This window comes from Sphaerisporangium sp. NPDC004334, from assembly GCF_053602655.1.
This window is the reverse complement of sequence record NZ_JBSGDZ010000004.1, coordinates 377,920-392,535: the sequence shown is the minus strand read 5'-3', so window position 1 is coordinate 392,535 and position 14,616 is coordinate 377,920. Positions and strand designations below refer to the sequence as shown.

The following is a 14,616-nucleotide window of genomic DNA, read 5'->3' as shown; positions in this document are numbered from 1 at the left end:
AGACCGTCGACCCCTGCAACCTGCAACTGCTCTACCAAGGCCGCAGCCCCAGCTCCAACGGCGTCGACTACGGCCTGCTGCCCTACCGCCCGGGCCTGCTGACCCTCCAGCGGTAACCACCTGACACCGGTCCGGCCGAGTGCTCTCGGACGCTCACCGCCAAGGCACGCGCCTTGGCGGTGAGCCTCACCACGGCACGCCCTCAGGACCCGCATGGAACTGGACGGGCGGGCTCGGCACACGACCGAGCCCGCCCGATCCACGCAGCCCCGACCCGACCTCTCACTTCGAGAACCCGGTGGATCTGCTCCAGCGGAGCGTGGAGGACCCGCGTCTGAAGGTGATCTCTTTCCCGCCATCGCCCGCCGAGACCTTCTCCCAGCCGTCGAAGCTCCTCGTCACATGGTGGTCCCACCTGCGCAGGTTCCCCACCCCCACGGCCGCGATCGACTCCATCGGCGGCTCGCCGTCCGAACAGTAGTGACCGAAGTCCGCCGTGGCCGTGACGGTCCCGCCGAAGGCCCGCAGCGAGATCCCCTGGCACGCCTCGGTGGTCGTGCCGTAGATCAGGCTCGGCCTCGTCCACCCGCCGGCCTGCGGGTCGGAGTGCTGCTCATAGAGCCCCTTGCCACGCCGGTAGTGCATGGCCACCCGCCGCCCGTCGCCCAGTCCGACCATGGCGTTGTACGGATCTCCGGCGCCATGCCAAGGAATGTCGCTCTTCCGTAGCTCGTACGAATAGCCCCTCGCGGGAGTGGCGGCCGACCGAGAGGTCGATGGGGCAGGCCGAGATGTCGATGGCGCCGGATGGGATGCCGATGGGGCAGGACCCGTCCGCGTGCTCGTCGAGCCTTGACCGCCGCACGCCGCCACCGTCACCGACAGCAGCATTCCGGCCCGTGCCAGCGAACGCTTCATGCGCATACCCAGCTTTCTTGATGATGAGCCGCGCTGTCGTCCGGCGCGATCTCAACAGCTTCGTGCCATCTTTTCCGATCAACCACGTGCGCGGAGATCAGAAGGTTCGACTCTCCGCAGACTGGGTGGTGATGACGGAGTCGGCCATCCGCCTGGCCGGTTCACAAATGGCGGCCCCAGGTGACGTCACCGAACTCGATCTCATGCATGGGACGCTCCGATGGTGGCCAGGATCAGGTTGGGGTCGGTGGCGGTGATGTAGGCGGCGTTGAGCACGTAGAGGGTCCGGCCGCGTACCGCCACCGAGGTGGGGTTCTGGAGTCCGGCGGTGAGAAGGGTGACGGCTCGGCCGTCGGTGCCGATGCGCCCACCTTGTTCGGGGCGTTGATGGCCGCGATGACCTCGTCGTCCTCTCCACCGGAGAAGGCGATGTCATCGATGCCGGCCAGGCCGGTGGCCTTGACCTGGACAGGTCCGGGGCGCCCCTGCCTGATCGGAATTCGGAGCAGGGTGCCCCGGTCGAGATTTGTGGCCCAGATCGCGCCGTGCCGTACCTTGATCCCGTTGGCGCCGAGGAATCCGGCCGCGGCGAGTTCCGGTGCCGACGACCAGACCCGGGCGGAGCCGCCGTGCAGGGGGACCGTGACGATGGAGCCGAGGACCGAGTCGGTGAGGTAGAAGGTCTTCGCCGGTTCGTCATATGCCAGGCCGTTGGCCGGCAGCGCGGCGAATCAAAAAGGCCACTTGCAATGATCGCAAGTGGCCTTTGAGCTGGGTCGGGGTGGCGGGATCTGTACCCACGGCCTCTCCGTTCCGAACCACCGGCAGAGCAGTGCTGACAGCCTGGCTGAGCATGTGGTGATGCCAGGCCGAGATCGGGACTGTGCGGGAGTGTTGCTGAATGCGCTGCTGTACAGCAAGACGCGCGAAGAGCGCTGAATGCGTCCACGCTCGTTTTCGCCGAAGGACGCTCAAGGAACAGATCTGTCACCGTCACCGGAGGACCGGGCTCGATCATCCCCTCGACTTGTGAGATCGCGTAGGCATCGACGGCCTCGGCCGGCCCTGGCGGAGCGGGGGCGCTGGAGTGGGAGGCCGAACATAGGCGAGGCGAGGCATGGCGTTAGGCTGCAGGCATGCGTGATCTTGGCGAGGATCCGCGCCCTGTTCGCGGCGTGGTACGGCAGGTGTACGACATCGAGGGGGCGGCGGCCCTGGAATACTCCCCGAACTTGGACGGCCTGGCCGATCCCGGCGAGATCGTATGGGCCTGGGTGCCGTACGAGGAGGACGCCACACGCGGCAAGGACAGGCCCCTGCTGCTCGTCGGCCGCCATAGGCGCCGGCTGTTGGGCATGCTGCTGTCCAGTCGCGACCCCGGCCTCGACCGGGATGACTGGCTGGAGCTTGGCTCCGGCACCTGGGATCGCGAGGGTCGGGTCTCCTACCTGCGCGTGGACCGGGTTTTCGAACTCGACGAGGACGGCATCCGCCGTGAGGGCTCCATCCTTGACCGGGCCAGGTTCGCCCGTGTCGCCACGGTCCTGCACCAACGCTATGGCTGGCCGTTCGCATAGAACCCGGCCAAATGATCACTGGGCGGGCCTCGGCTTAAGGTTGAAGGTCACGAACAGGAAGCCGTGCCTCACGTTCAAGAGGAATGCGGAAACGTTGTCGGGGACTGGTTCGCGCATGGTTCGCGATCGTTGACCTACGGCTGCGTACAGCGGTCTACGCCTGCGTCGGATCAACCACCGGCGATCAAGGAATGCGCTGGTCGAGGGGTGTAATGCCTGCCCATAAGAGTGCCTCCGGCAGGATCCGAACCTACGGCACCCGCTCGAGAAGAGCGGTGGTCGTGCGGCTGACTCGTCTAGCGTGAGCTGTGCGAACAGCTTTGGTGGCTTGTGGGCCTCGAAAGATCATCCCGCACATGTCCCGTATTCGCTGACCAGGCTGCGAGCGAGGCGACCCTCGCTTTCAGGCGGAGCGATCACGCTGCTGGGCTGATCGAGACCACGGTCAGTGCGGAGGATCACTGTGCATGACACTCGGCACACCTGTGCGACGCTCCTCGCGGCGCTCGACGTTCATCCCCGGGTGGCGATGCGGATCCTCCGGCACAGCCAGATCGACGTCACCATGAACGTCTACACGGAGGCGACGTCGGAGGCCACGAGGAAGGCGCTCAAGCGGCTGGGGAAGACCCTCGACGGGTCGTAGGGCGGCGTCGCTGTACTTCGCTGCTGTACGGAGATCAAAAAGGCCACTTGCGATGATCGCAAGTGGCCTTCGATCTGGGTCGGGGTGGCGGGATTTGAACCCACGGCCTCTTCGTCCCGAACGAAGCGCGCTGCCAAGCTGCGCTACACCCCGGTGCACGAGCGGGTTGTTCGTGCTCGCATGAGTCTAGCGGACTTTGGCTATGGGTGCGTCATCCAGATCCGGCCGAGCGGGCAGGGGGTTTGAAAGATCAGGAGCGGGCGGGGCGGCGCTGGGGGACGAGGGTGAGCAGGGTGGCCTCGGGGGGGCAGGCGAAGCGGACCGGGGCGTAGGGGGAGGTGCCGAGGCCGGCCGAGACGTGCAGCCAGGCCGAGTCGTGGCGGTGCAGGCCCTTCACCCGGGCGCGGTCGATGCCGCAGTTGGTCACCAGGGCGCCGTAGAAGGGGATGCAGAGCTGGCCGCCGTGGGTGTGGCCCGCCAGCAGGAGCTGGTAGCCGTCGGCGGCGAAGCGGGACATGTTGGCGGGATCGGGGGAATGCATCACGCCGAGGCGGAGGTCGGCGTCGGCGGGGGCCTGGCCGGCGATCTCGTCGTACCGGTCGCGGTTGATGTGGGAGTCGTGGATGCCGCCCACGTGCACGTCGAGGTCGCCGACCTTGACCCGCGCCGTGGTGTTGTTCATGTCGAGCCAGCCCGCGGCGGTCATGCCCGCGCCGAGCTCGGGCCACGGGAGGTTGGGGACTGACTGCTTCGGGCCCTTGGAGGAGCTCCAGAGGTAGCGGGCGGGGTTCTTGGGCCGGGGGGCGTACAGGTCGTTGGACCCGTAGACGAACAGGCCTGGGCGCGACAGCAGGGGCTCGACGGCGCTCAGGTAGGCGGGGACGGCGTCGGGGTGGGCGAGGGTGTCGCCGGTGTTCACCACGAGGTCGGGGTTGAGCGCGTCCAGGGACCTGACCCAGTTGATCAGGCGGGTGCGCCCTGGGGTGAGGTGCAGGTCGGAGATCTGGAGGATGCGTACCGGCCGCTGGCCGGGGGCGAGCACCGGCACGTCGAAACGGCGGAGCCGAAACCAGTTGCGCTCGATCACCGAGGCGTAGCCGAGCCCGGCGACGCCGAGACCGAGCAGGGACAGGGGTACCGCGGCAGCTTTCCTCACCCCTCAATGATGCCCGAGCCCGGTCCCTGGTGCTCGCTGATGTCCGAGCGCGGACCGTGATCGACCGTGGTGGTCCGTGCAGGGCGAGGCTTGACGGGGGTGAGCGGGGAAATGGCGGTGATCGTGGTGCGGGGACACGGCAAGATGGTGCTCATGAGTGCTTTGAAGGACAAGCTGAAGGCCGACCTCACGACGTCGATGAAGGCCCGTGACGAGGTGCGGACCCGGACGCTGCGCATGGCCCTCGCCGCCGTCAGCACCGAGGAGGTCGCGGGCAGGTCGGCGCGCGAGCTCAGCGACGACGAAGTGGTGAAGGTCCTGGTCAGGGAGGCCAAGAAGCGCCGGGAGGCCGCGGAGGCGTTCGCGGGCGCCGGCCGGGCCGAGCAGGCGCGGGCGGAGCAGGACGAGCACGCCGTGCTCGAGGAGTACCTCCCGGCGCAGTTGAGCGACGAGGAGCTCGACCGGCTCGTCCAGGAGGCCATCGCCGAGAGCGGGGCCGAGGGTCCGAAGGCCATGGGGCAGGTCATGAAGGTCCTCAACCCGAAGGTCGCCGGCCGCGCCGAAGGCGGCCGGGTGGCGCAGGCGGTCCGCGCCCGGCTGGCCTCCTGAGCCTGAGGCCTGACCTCTTGAGCCTGAGGTCTGACCTCGCGAGCCTGAGGTCTGACCTCGCGAGCCTGAGGTCTGACCTCGCGAGCCTGAGGTCTGACCTCCTGAGCCGCAGGTCTGACCTCCTGGGTCCTCAAGGGCGACCTCCTGGGGCTCCGTGGCCGACCTTCTGAGCCCTGAGATGAGAAGCGCCCTCCGCCGGTGACCCGGGGAGGGCGCTTCGAGAGATCGCCGGCGGCTCAGTTGCCGGGGAGCACGGGGGTGACGGGGGTGATGTCGGCCCCGCGGTTGCCGCCGCCGCGCTTGCCCTTGCCGCGGTTGTTGTCAGGGCCGCCGAGGTTCGGGTCAGGCTTGTGGTCGTCGGGCACCGGGTAGCCGGTGCCGTTGTTCTCGATCGGATCCTTCGGAGGCTTGGGCGCGCAGCCGCCACTGCAGCCGCCGAAGCGGCTCATGTCCGGCGGGGTGAAGGACGAGGGCGCGATGTCGGACAGGGCGTCGAGCATCGTGGCCTTCCAGATCTGGCCCGAGATGGTCGCGCCGAACACCTCGCTGTAGTAGCGCCCGCCGATGGTGATGCTGCGCAGCGGGTGGGTGTAGGAGCCGCGCGGGTCGCCCAGGCTCACCGCGCCGGCGAGGTCGGGGGTGTATCCGGCGAACCAGGCCGTCATCTCCCCGTCGGTGGTGCCGGTCTTGCCGGCCGCGTCCCGGCCGATGCCGCCGACGCCCTTCATCGTGCCCTTGGTGAACACGCCGGACAGGATGTCGGAGACCGCGTCGGCGACCTTCTCGTCGATGGCCTGCTTGCACGAGGGCTTGAAGTCGGTGGTCTTGCCGGTGCGGTCGGTGATCGAGGTGATCGCCATCGGCTCGCAGTACTTGCCGCGGGCGCCGAGCGCGGCGTAGGCGCTGGCCACGGTGACGGGATCCATCTCGTTGACGCCGAGGGTGAAGGTCTCGACCTCCTGGAGCTTGCCGCCGTCGGAGCGCTTGATGCCGAGGTCCTTGGCGGTCTTGACCACGTCGCAGAGGCCGACCTTGCGCTCGAGGGCGAGGAAGAAGGTGTTGACCGACCCCCAGGTGCCGGTCTGGAGCGTCCTGAAGCCGCCGCCGCCCTCGGCGTTGTGCGCGACGTGGCTCGGGTCGCCGACGTTCTCGCCCTTGCAGTTCTTGAAGTCGCTGTAGCCGTTGGCCTGGAAGCTGCTGCCGGAGTTGATGCCGTCGTGGAACTTCATGCCCTCTTTGAGCGCCGTGGTGAGGGTGAAGACCTTGAAGGTGGAACCGGCCTGGAAGCCGGTGCCGCCGCCGTGCGCGGCGTCGGCGACCAGGTTGTAGGTGGACTGGTTCTTCTTCTTGCTCCGGCCGTACTTGCGGCTGGCGGCCATGGTCTTGATCTCACCGGTGCCCGGCTCGACCAGCGCCTCGGCGGCCACGGGCTTGTCGGAGGCGAAGACCCACTTCTTGATGGCCTTGTCGGCGGCCTTCTGCATCTTGGTGTCGAGCGTGGTCTTGATGGTCAGGCCGCCGCGGTTGAGGAACTCCTCGCGGGCCTTCTGGGTCTTGCCGAACTGCGGGTCGTTGCGGATCTCGTTCTGCACGTACATGCAGAAGTACGGGTACTTGCTCTCCTCGCAGCCACCGGGGATGTCCTTGTCCTTGAAGACGAGCTTCCTGGCCTTGGCCTCCGTCGCCTGCTCGGCCGTGATCTTCTTCAGCTCGAGCATGCGGTCCAGGACGGTGTTGCGGCGGGCCAGCAGGGCCGCCTTGTGCTGCTTGCCGAGGTTCGGGTCGGTGGCGTTGGGGTTCTGCACCGCCCCGGCGAGCGTGGCGGCCTCTTCGAGGTTCAGCTTGGAGGCGGGCTTGTCGAAGAACCGCTTGGCCGCGGCCTGGATGCCGTACGCGCTGGCGCCGAAATAGGCGATGTTGAGGTAGCGCTCGAGGATCTCGTCCTTGGTGTACTTCTTCTCTATGCCCATGGCGTAGCGCAGCTCGTTGAGCTTGCGCGAGACCGTCGGCGCGATGGCCGCCAGCTGTTCTTCCTTGGTCTCCGCCTTGTTCAGCAGCACCTGCTTGACGTACTGCTGGGTGATCGAGGAGCCGCCCTGGGAGACGCCGCCCGACTGGAAGTTCTTCATCATCGCGCGGGCGAAGCCCTCCAGGTCGAGGGCGCCGTGCTCGTAGAAGCGGAAGTCCTCGATGGAGATGATCGCCTGCCGCATGACCGGGGCCACCTTGTCCAGCGGCACGGACTCGCGGTTCTGGTAGTAGAACTGTGCGATCAGTTTGCCCTTGGAGTCCTTGATCTCCGTCTTCTCCGGGAGATCGGGCTCCTTGAGGTCTTCGGGCTTGAGATTGAGCACGTCGGAAGCGCTCTTGACCCCTATGCCGGCCCCGCCGACGGTGGGCAGCGCGACGGCCGCGGCGAGCACGCCCGCGGCGACGGCGGCCGCGATGAGCCGCACCAGGTTCGCTACTACGGATCCCAGACCCTTGCGTTGAGCTCGCACGAGACCAAGGGTATGTCGAACCACTGACTCAATAGGTACCCAAAGTCCATTTCGCATTGACTCGGGCGCTACCCGGCGAGGGGAGGACTAGTCATTCCCGGCCACATGGCCTGACATGACCATGCGGGAAATTGACCCGCCCGGGGTCTGTCGGTCCCAACGTCTGGTTGCGTACGTTCTCCTCTGCGGCAACTGAATAAGGAGGCTCGACGCCCGCGCCCGTCGGCCGCCAAGTGACGACTGACCACCTATAGGGGAGTGGGGTCGAAATGTGGATCACGGATTGGACCTCCCGTGCCGCCTGTCGAGGTGCGGATCCTGACGCGTTGTTCGTGCAGGGTGCCGCCCAGAACAGGGCGAAACTCATCTGCCGAGGGTGCCCGGTCCGTACGGAGTGCCTCGCGGACGCACTGGACAACCGCATCGAGTTCGGGGTCTGGGGCGGGATGACCGAGCGAGAGCGGCGTGCGTTGCTCAGGCGCCGGCCGGATGTCACCTCATGGCGTGACCTCCTGGAGGTCGCGAAGGAAGAGTACGAGCGGACCAACGAGTTGATCGCCGGCTGAGTTCAGGGGCCGGGGCGGTCGCCCCGGGCCCACCAGGGCGCCGGGGGGCTGGTCACGGCCCCCCTCAGTCATCTCATCGGGGGCGATCGAAGCGTCGTCCGGACGGTCGTGGAGCACGCCGCCGGATGACATCAGGAGGCGAGGAGTTCGCCGATCTCGCGCAGGCCCGCGAGGTCGTGCACGTCCTCCGGCATCGCGAGCACTTCGGCGATCGGCACCGTGGGGTGGGCCGACGCGAAGTGCTCCTGCTCCCGGTGCTCCCGCGCGGCGAGCTGCATGCGTCCGGCGTGAAGCCGCAACACGGCGGCCGTGAGTTCATGCTCGCCGCGCGATTCAAGGTCCTCGGCGGCCGCGGTGCTCCGTGCGGCCGACAGGGATGGCGCCGATGAGCGGTGCACCCGGTTGATCACCAGACCTGCCAGGGGCATGCTCTCTTCGGCCAGCCGCTCCACGAAGTACGAGGCTTCCCGCATCGCGTCCCGCTCGGGCGCGGCCACGACGAGGAACGCGGTGCCGGGAGCCTGGAGCAGACGGTAGGTCTGCTCCGCTCGCTGCCGGAACCCGCCGAAGACGGCGTCGAGGGCGGCGACGAAGGTCTGGATGTCCTTGAGGAACTGCGCCCCCAAAATCTTGGTCATCGCGCCCGCCACCAGGCCGAACCCCGCGTTGAGCAGCTTGAACGCGCTCCTGCCCCCCGCCTTGGCCGGGGCCATGAGGATCCTGATGAGCCGCCCGTCGAGGAAGCGGCCGAGCCGCTCCGGGGCGTCCAGGAAGTCCAGTGCCGACCGGGACGGCGGCGTGTCGACGATGATCAGGTCCCATTCGTCCGACCGGCGGAGCTGGCCGAGCTTCTCCATCGCCATGTACTCCTGCGTGCCGGAGAAGCTGGACGACAGAGACTGGTAGAAGGGGTTGGTCAGGATCTGCCGGGCGCGCTCGGGGTCGGCGTGCGCCTCGATGATCTCGTCGAACGTCCGCTTCATGTCGAGCATCATCGCGTGCAGTTCGCCGGGGCCCTCGACGCCGGCGACCGGGCGCGGGGTGTTGTCCAGCTCGGTGAGCCCCATCGACTGCGCCAGCCGGCGCGCCGGGTCGACGGTCAGCACGACGACGCGCCGGCCTCGTTCGGCGGCCCGCAGGCCGAGGGCCGCGGCCGTGGTGGTCTTGCCCACGCCGCCCGAGCCGCAGCACACGACGATGCGCGTGTGCGGATCGTCCAGGACGGCGTCCATGTGCAGGACCGGCGAGGTGTGGCGCGGCGCGTCCCCGGGATGGCCGGCGGCGGCCGCGGTGGAGGCGGTCATGTGAGGGTCCCCCCTGGGCGAGAGTTCACAGGTGCGCAGGCATTGGCCGAGGTGCCCGGAGAGGGTTTCACGCCGCTCCCTGGGAGCACAGCGCCTCGGCCAGCTCGTACAGGCCCGCGAGGTCGGCGCCGTCGGGCAGGAGCGGCAGCTCGTATTGCGGGGTCCTGGCCAGGGCCAGGGACTCCCGTTCGCGGCGTTCGAGGGCGGTGCGCCGCGCGTGCTCGGTCACCTCGACGGCCAGCGCCTCGGCGATCTCGGACGCGCCGGCGCCGCCCTCGGCGAGCCCGGCGGCCTTGAGCCCGAGGGCCAGCTCGCCGGGATCGACGCCTCCGTCGGCCGCGACGTCCAGGGTCGCCTCGGGCAGCAGCTCGGGCCGGACCATGTTGACGAAGACGCCGCCGACGGGGAGCTCGGCCTCGTGCAGGCTCTCGATGCCGTCCAGCGTCTCCTGGACCGGCATCTCCTCCAGCAGGGTGACGAAGTGGACGGCCGTCTCGGGCGAGGCGACGACCCCGCGGACCAGGTCGGCGTGGTTCTTCACCGGGCCGATGCGCGCGAGCCCCGCCACCTCGGTGGTCACGTTCAGGAAGCGGGTGATGCGCCCGGTGGGCGGCGCGTCCATGACGACGGCGTCGTACACGCGCCTGCCGGCCCTGTCGCGGCGGCGCACGGCCTCGCTGGTCTTGCCGGTGACGAGCACGTCGCGCAGCCCGGGGGCGATGGTCGTCGCGAAGTCGACCAACCCGATCTTGCTGAGTGCCTTGCCGGCCCTGCGCATCCCGTAGAACATCTCGACGTACTCGAGCATGGCCTCTTCGGGGTCGATGGCCAGGGCGTACACGTCACCGCCGCCCGGGGCCACGGCGATCTTACGTTCCTCGTACGGCAGGGGCGGGATGTCGAAGACCTGGGCGATGCCCTGGCGTCCCTCGACCTCGACCAGCAGCACCTTCCTGCCGCCCGCCGCCAGGGCGAGGGCCAGCGCGGCGGCCACGGTGGTCTTGCCCGTGCCGCCCTTGCCGGTGACGACGTGCAGTCGTACGCCGTCCCAATCGGTGTCGCGAGCGCTCACCCTCCGAAGGCTACCCAACGGTCACTTTTCGATTCGCCGTCCGCCCTCTTCAGGGCGTACCTGGGACGCAGGTCACACTGCCGCGCGGCCGGTCGTCCACAGGGGTGGCCGTCCGCGGCGGAGTTGTCCACAACCGTGGCGGCCGGGCCGCCTGGACTCGTCCGGCCCGTCTACAGTGCCACCATGAAGCGCTACGAATATGCGACGGTCCCTCTGCTGACCCATGCCACCAAGCAGATCCTCGACAACTGGGGGCAGGACGGCTGGGAGCTCGTCACCGTCATCCCGGGTCCCAACCCGGAGCAGCTCGTCGCCTATATGAAGCGGGAGAAGGCATGAGCACGCCCGAGGAGCGTCTGAAGGAGCTCGGGCTCACCCTGCCCGAGGTCGTCAAGCCGCTGGCCGCGTACGTGCCCGCCGTCCGCACGGGCGACTATGTGTACGTCTCGGGGCAGATCCCGCTGGAGGACGGCAAGCTGGGCGCCACGGGCAAGGTCGGCGCCGAGGTGACGCTCGAGGAGGCCAAGCGGCAGGCGAGGGTGTGCGCGCTCAACGGCATCGCGGCCGCGGCGCAGGCCGCGGGCGGGCTGGGGAACATCGTGCGCATCGTCAAGGTCGTCGGCTTCGTGGCGAGCGCCCCCGGCTTCACCGACCAGCCCAAGGTCGTCAACGGGGCCAGTGAGCTGTTCGGCGAGGTCTTCGGCGACGCGGGCGTCCACGCGCGCAGCGCCGTCGGAGTCGCCGCTCTCCCGCTGGACGTCCCGGTCGAGGTGGAGCTCATCGCCGAAGTCCGATAGCCCGTGTCACCATGGTCCGGCCGAGTTCCGTTCGGTTGGGCCATGGAGCCGGCCGCGTACCACGGAGGTGGCATGAACGGCATCCCGCTCCCTGGAGCGCTCGGCGAGCGCGCCCGTGCGATCCTGTCCGGGCGGCTCGCCCCGGTGCCCGCCAGGGACGCCGCCACCGTCGTCCTCCTCCGCCCCGGCGGCCCGCCCGCCGGTGGTTCGTCCACCGATGGGGTGGGCGGTCCGGTCGGGGCGGGTTCGGCCGGTGGGGTCGAGGTCTACATGCTGCGGCGGGCGGCGAGCATGGCGTTCGCGGCGGGGGCGTACGTCTTCCCCGGTGGGTCGGTGGATCCGCGTGACGCCGACCAGGCCGTGGCCTGGGCCGGTCCGGCGCCCGAGACATGGGGCCGGCTGTTCGGCGCCGACACCACGACCGCGCGGGGCCTGGTCTGCGCGGCCGTGCGCGAGACCTTCGAGGAGTCCGGGGTGCTGCTGGCCGGGCCCAGCCCCGACACGGTGGTCGCCGACACCACCGGCGACGACTGGGAGGCCGACCGCGAGGCGCTGATCGATCGGCGCCTGTCGCTCGCGGAGTTCCTGAACAAGCGGAGCCTGGTCCTGCGCGCCGATCTGCTGCGGCCCTGGGCCCACTGGATCACGCCGGACGTCGAGCACAAGAGGTTCGACACCCGCTTCTTCGTGGCCGCGATGCCGCCCGGTCAGCGCACCCGCGACGTGGGGGGCGAGGCCGACGAGGTCGCGTGGCTGCGCCCGGCCGGGGCGATCGAGCGGGCCAGGAACGGCGAGATCCTGCTGATGCCGCCGACCTTCCGCACGTTGACCGAGATGTCCGACTACGCCGAGGTGGAGGCCGTCCTGGCCTGCGAGCGCGAGATCGTGACCTTCCAGCCGCGGGCCGCCGAGGTGGACGGCGAGATGTGGCTGGTCATACCGGATGAGGATTATCGTTTGCCATGAGCGGTCTCCCAATCCCCGTGGACGGGCTGGACGGGGCCGGCACGGCGCGGGCCACCAACGTCCTGGCGCCCAACGCCTCTCCCATGACGCTCGACGGCACCAACACCTGGGTCATCGCCGAGCCGGGCGCGCCCGGCGTCCTTGTCGTGGACCCAGGCCCGGACGACGAGGCACACCTGCGGCGGGTGGCCGGTCACCTCGCCGGGCGGCGGGTCGAGGCCATCCTGCTCACGCACGGCCACGAGGACCACAGCGGCGGCGCCCGCCGGTTCGCCGAGATGGTGGGCGCGCGGGTCCGCGCGCTCGATCCCCGGCACGTTCTGGGGGACGAGGGGCTCGGTGACGGCGACGTCGTCACGGCCGGCGATCTGGAACTGCGGGTGATCGGCACGCCGGGCCACTCGTTCGACTCCCTGTGCTTCTGGCTGCCCGCCGACGCGGCCATGCTGACCGGGGACACCGTCCTCGGCCGCGGCACCACCGTGATCGCCCCTGACGGCGACCTGGGCGACTACCTGCGCAGTCTCGACCGCCTGCGGGCTGGCGCCGAGATCGTGGCGGCACGGGCGCTGCTGCCCGGCCACGGGCCGCTGCTCCCCGAGCCGGTCACCGCCCTGGACGGCTACATCGCCCACCGGCGTGAGCGCCTGGACCAGATCCGGCGGGCGCGCCGCGAGGGCGCCCGGACACCGGAGGAGATCGTGCGGGTCGTCTACGCGGAGGTCCCCGAGAGCCTGTGGCTGGCGGCCGAGATGTCGGTGCGCGCGCAACTGTCGTACCTGGAAGCGCTGGAACCCCAGTAGCCGATCGCCCGGTCGGCCTGCATCGCCCGGTTCGCCCGGTCTCTGTCGCGATGATCCCTGGAGCCGCCCAGTCCGTCCGTCGCCGATCACCCCTTGCGGCGCCCGGGGTTGGCCGGGGCTGCCGCTGGGGCCCGGTGGGGTGGGCCGAGCGTTCTCGCGGTTACCTCGAGCGGGCCTGGAGGCGGTCGGCGTCCATGATGACGACGGCCTTGGCCTCGATGCGGAGCCAGCCACGCTGCGCGAAGTCGGCCAGGGCCTTGTTCACGGTCTCGCGGGAGGCGCCCACGTACTGCGCCAGCTCCTCCTGGGTGAGGTCGTGGTGGACCCGCAGGCCATCCTCGGTGCGCTGGCCGAACCGCTCGGCGAGGTCGAGCAGCGCCTTGCCGACGCGGCCGGGCACGTCGGTGAACACCAGGTCGGCCATCACGTCGTTGGTGCGGCGCAGCCGCTGGGCGAGGGCGCGGAGCAGGTGCAGGGCGACCTCGGGCCGTCCGGTGAGCCAGGGGCGCAGGTCGTCATGCCCTAACCCGGCCAGCCGGACGTCGGTCAGGGCGATGGCGCTCGCCGTGCGGGGCCGGGGGTCGAACAGCGAGAGCTCGCCGAACATCTCGCTCGGGCCGAGCACGCTGAGCAGGTTCTCGCGGCCGTCGGGCGCGGTGCGGATCAGTTTGATCTTTCCGTCCAGCACGACGTAGAGCCGATCACCCGTTTCGCCCTCGCTGAAGAGGGTCTGCCCCTTGTGAAGCTCGACCTCGGAGATGCCCGTGCGGAGCGCGGCGGCGCTCTCGCGGTCGAGCGCGGCGAACAAAGGGGCCTTACCTAGCACGTCGTCGGTATTCACGGTGCCCTCCTCGTCCAGTGGCCGCGCCACCACGACAGCGCGCCACACTTGGGGATCGCGCTCGCTGCTAGACATTGTGACGTACTGCATCAAGGGGGTCGCATGGAGCCCGTCCGCGTAGGCTGACGTGGTGCCCCGCAAAGTGACCTCCGCCGGGGAGTCCCGGCTCGCCCTGGTACGCCGAGCCCGACGGATGACTCGAATCCTGGCGGAAACCTATCCCGACGCCCACTGCGAACTCGACTTCGGCAACCCGCTCGAGCTGCTGGTCGCGACGATCCTCTCAGCGCAGTGTACGGACAAACGGGTCAATATGGTTACTCCAGTACTCTTTGCCAAATACAGGTCCGCAGCCGACTATGCCGGTGCCGACCGGGCCGAACTCGAAGAGATCATCCGGTCGACAGGGTTCTTCCGCGCCAAGGCCAACAGCATCCTCGGCATGGCACAGGCCGTCTGCGACCGCTACGGCGGCGAGGTGCCCGGCAAGCTGAAAGACCTGGTCACACTGCCCGGAGTCGGCAGGAAGACCGCCAACGTGGTCCTCGGCAACGCCTTCGACGTGCCCGGCATCACGGTCGACACCCACTTCCAGCGCCTCACCCGGCGCTTCCAGTGGACCACCGAGACCGACCCGGTGAAGATCGAGTACGCGGTCGGCGAGCTGATCCCCAAGAGCCAGTGGACCGACATGTCGCACTATCTGATCTGGCACGGGCGCCGCATCTGCCACGCCCGCAAGCCCGCGTGCGGCGTGTGCCCGCTGGCGAGCCTCTGCCCGTCCTTCGGCGAGGGCCCCACCGATCCGGAGCAGGCGGCCAAGCTCGTCCGCCCCGGCCCGTTCTCCTAGGCCCGGTTCC

Annotated in this window: 15 protein-coding genes and 1 tRNA gene; 9 read left to right on the top strand and 7 right to left on the bottom strand. The window is 69.4% G+C overall.

The genetic code is table 11. From position 1 onward, the window contains the following. Nucleotides 1–282: 282 nt before the first annotated feature. The gene (locus ACWEN6_RS07230; RefSeq protein WP_452569378.1) at nt 283–678 is read right to left on the bottom strand and encodes a hypothetical protein; all 396 of its coding nucleotides are present in this window, start codon (nt 676–678) and stop codon (nt 283–285) included. Nucleotides 679–2,054: 1,376 nt separating this feature from the next. Here ACWEN6_RS07230 and ACWEN6_RS07225 point away from each other — a divergent pair. Together ACWEN6_RS07225 and ACWEN6_RS07220 are read left to right on the top strand one after the other, a co-directional pair. Continuing rightward, on the top strand, nt 2,055–2,495 hold the full coding sequence (locus ACWEN6_RS07225) for a type II toxin-antitoxin system PemK/MazF family toxin (RefSeq protein ID WP_452569377.1): 441 nt from the start codon (nt 2,055–2,057) through the stop codon (nt 2,493–2,495). 463 nt (nt 2,496–2,958) lie between these two features. Continuing rightward, nucleotides 2,959–3,141 carry a hypothetical protein gene (locus tag ACWEN6_RS07220; protein ID WP_452569376.1) on the top strand — a complete coding sequence of 61 codons (183 nt, stop codon included), beginning with the start codon at nt 2,959–2,961 and terminating at the stop codon, nt 3,139–3,141. A gap of 79 nt (nt 3,142–3,220) precedes the next feature. On the opposite strand, the gene ACWEN6_RS07215 is transcribed toward ACWEN6_RS07220, so the two are convergent. Further along, nucleotides 3,221–3,294 (bottom strand) — tRNA-Pro (locus ACWEN6_RS07215). Nucleotides 3,295–3,391: 97 nt separating this feature from the next. Next, nucleotides 3,392–4,297, bottom strand: a complete 906-nt coding sequence (locus ACWEN6_RS07210; protein ID WP_452569375.1) for a metallophosphoesterase — start codon at nt 4,295–4,297, stop codon at nt 3,392–3,394. 153 nt (nt 4,298–4,450) lie between these two features. Here ACWEN6_RS07210 and ACWEN6_RS07205 point away from each other — a divergent pair, with 153 nt between their 5' ends. Continuing rightward, nucleotides 4,451–4,906 (top strand): GatB/YqeY domain-containing protein, encoded by a 456-nt coding sequence (locus ACWEN6_RS07205; RefSeq protein ID WP_380829999.1) that lies wholly within the window; start codon nt 4,451–4,453, stop codon nt 4,904–4,906. Nucleotides 4,907–5,142: 236 nt separating this feature from the next. Here the strand turns inward: ACWEN6_RS07205 and ACWEN6_RS07200 are convergent, their stop codons facing one another. Then, a complete protein-coding gene (locus ACWEN6_RS07200) occupies nt 5,143–7,407 on the bottom strand; it encodes a transglycosylase domain-containing protein (protein WP_452569374.1) in 2,265 nt (754 codons plus the stop codon). A gap of 269 nt (nt 7,408–7,676) precedes the next feature. On the opposite strand from ACWEN6_RS07200, the gene ACWEN6_RS07195 reads away from it, so the two are divergent. After that, on the top strand, nt 7,677–7,973 hold the full coding sequence (locus ACWEN6_RS07195) for a WhiB family transcriptional regulator (protein WP_114029663.1): 297 nt from the start codon (nt 7,677–7,679) through the stop codon (nt 7,971–7,973). Between the two features lie 131 nt (nt 7,974–8,104). Here the strand turns inward: ACWEN6_RS07195 and ACWEN6_RS07190 are convergent, their stop codons facing one another. After that, nucleotides 8,105–9,205 (bottom strand): ArsA family ATPase, encoded by a 1,101-nt coding sequence (locus ACWEN6_RS07190; protein ID WP_380830000.1) that lies wholly within the window; start codon nt 9,203–9,205, stop codon nt 8,105–8,107. A 139-nt stretch (nt 9,206–9,344) separates the two neighbouring features. Next, a complete protein-coding gene (locus ACWEN6_RS07185; protein ID WP_452569373.1) occupies nt 9,345–10,349 on the bottom strand; it encodes an ArsA-related P-loop ATPase in 1,005 nt (334 codons plus the stop codon). Nucleotides 10,350–10,532: 183 nt separating this feature from the next. On the opposite strand from ACWEN6_RS07185, the gene ACWEN6_RS07180 reads away from it, so the two are divergent. The 4 genes from ACWEN6_RS07180 to ACWEN6_RS07165 all read left to right on the top strand — a co-directional run bounded on the left by ACWEN6_RS07180 (nt 10,533) and on the right by ACWEN6_RS07165 (nt 12,915). Beyond that, nucleotides 10,533–10,688 carry a DUF4177 domain-containing protein gene (locus ACWEN6_RS07180; RefSeq protein ID WP_248962398.1) on the top strand — a complete coding sequence of 52 codons (156 nt, stop codon included), beginning with the start codon at nt 10,533–10,535 and terminating at the stop codon, nt 10,686–10,688. Further along, a complete protein-coding gene (locus tag ACWEN6_RS07175; protein WP_354837647.1) occupies nt 10,685–11,146 on the top strand; it encodes a RidA family protein in 462 nt (153 codons plus the stop codon). Before ACWEN6_RS07180 ends, ACWEN6_RS07175 begins: the two co-directional genes overlap by 4 nt. A 72-nt stretch (nt 11,147–11,218) precedes the next feature. Further along, complete coding sequence (locus ACWEN6_RS07170) at nt 11,219–12,112, top strand: NUDIX hydrolase (protein ID WP_452569372.1); 894 nt, start codon at nt 11,219–11,221, stop codon at nt 12,110–12,112. Then, nucleotides 12,109–12,915 carry an MBL fold metallo-hydrolase gene (locus tag ACWEN6_RS07165; RefSeq protein ID WP_452569371.1) on the top strand — a complete coding sequence of 269 codons (807 nt, stop codon included), beginning with the start codon at nt 12,109–12,111 and terminating at the stop codon, nt 12,913–12,915. Before ACWEN6_RS07170 ends, ACWEN6_RS07165 begins: the two co-directional genes overlap by 4 nt. A 160-nt stretch (nt 12,916–13,075) precedes the next feature. Here ACWEN6_RS07165 and ACWEN6_RS07160 read toward each other — a convergent pair whose 3' ends face one another. Continuing rightward, nucleotides 13,076–13,756 carry a Crp/Fnr family transcriptional regulator gene (locus ACWEN6_RS07160; protein ID WP_354923040.1) on the bottom strand — a complete coding sequence of 227 codons (681 nt, stop codon included), beginning with the start codon at nt 13,754–13,756 and terminating at the stop codon, nt 13,076–13,078. 127 nt (nt 13,757–13,883) lie between these two features. Between ACWEN6_RS07160 and nth the strand changes: the two genes are divergently transcribed. Next, complete coding sequence (nth, locus tag ACWEN6_RS07155) at nt 13,884–14,606, top strand: endonuclease III (RefSeq protein WP_452569370.1); 723 nt, start codon at nt 13,884–13,886, stop codon at nt 14,604–14,606. Nucleotides 14,607–14,616: the final 10 nt, after the last annotated feature.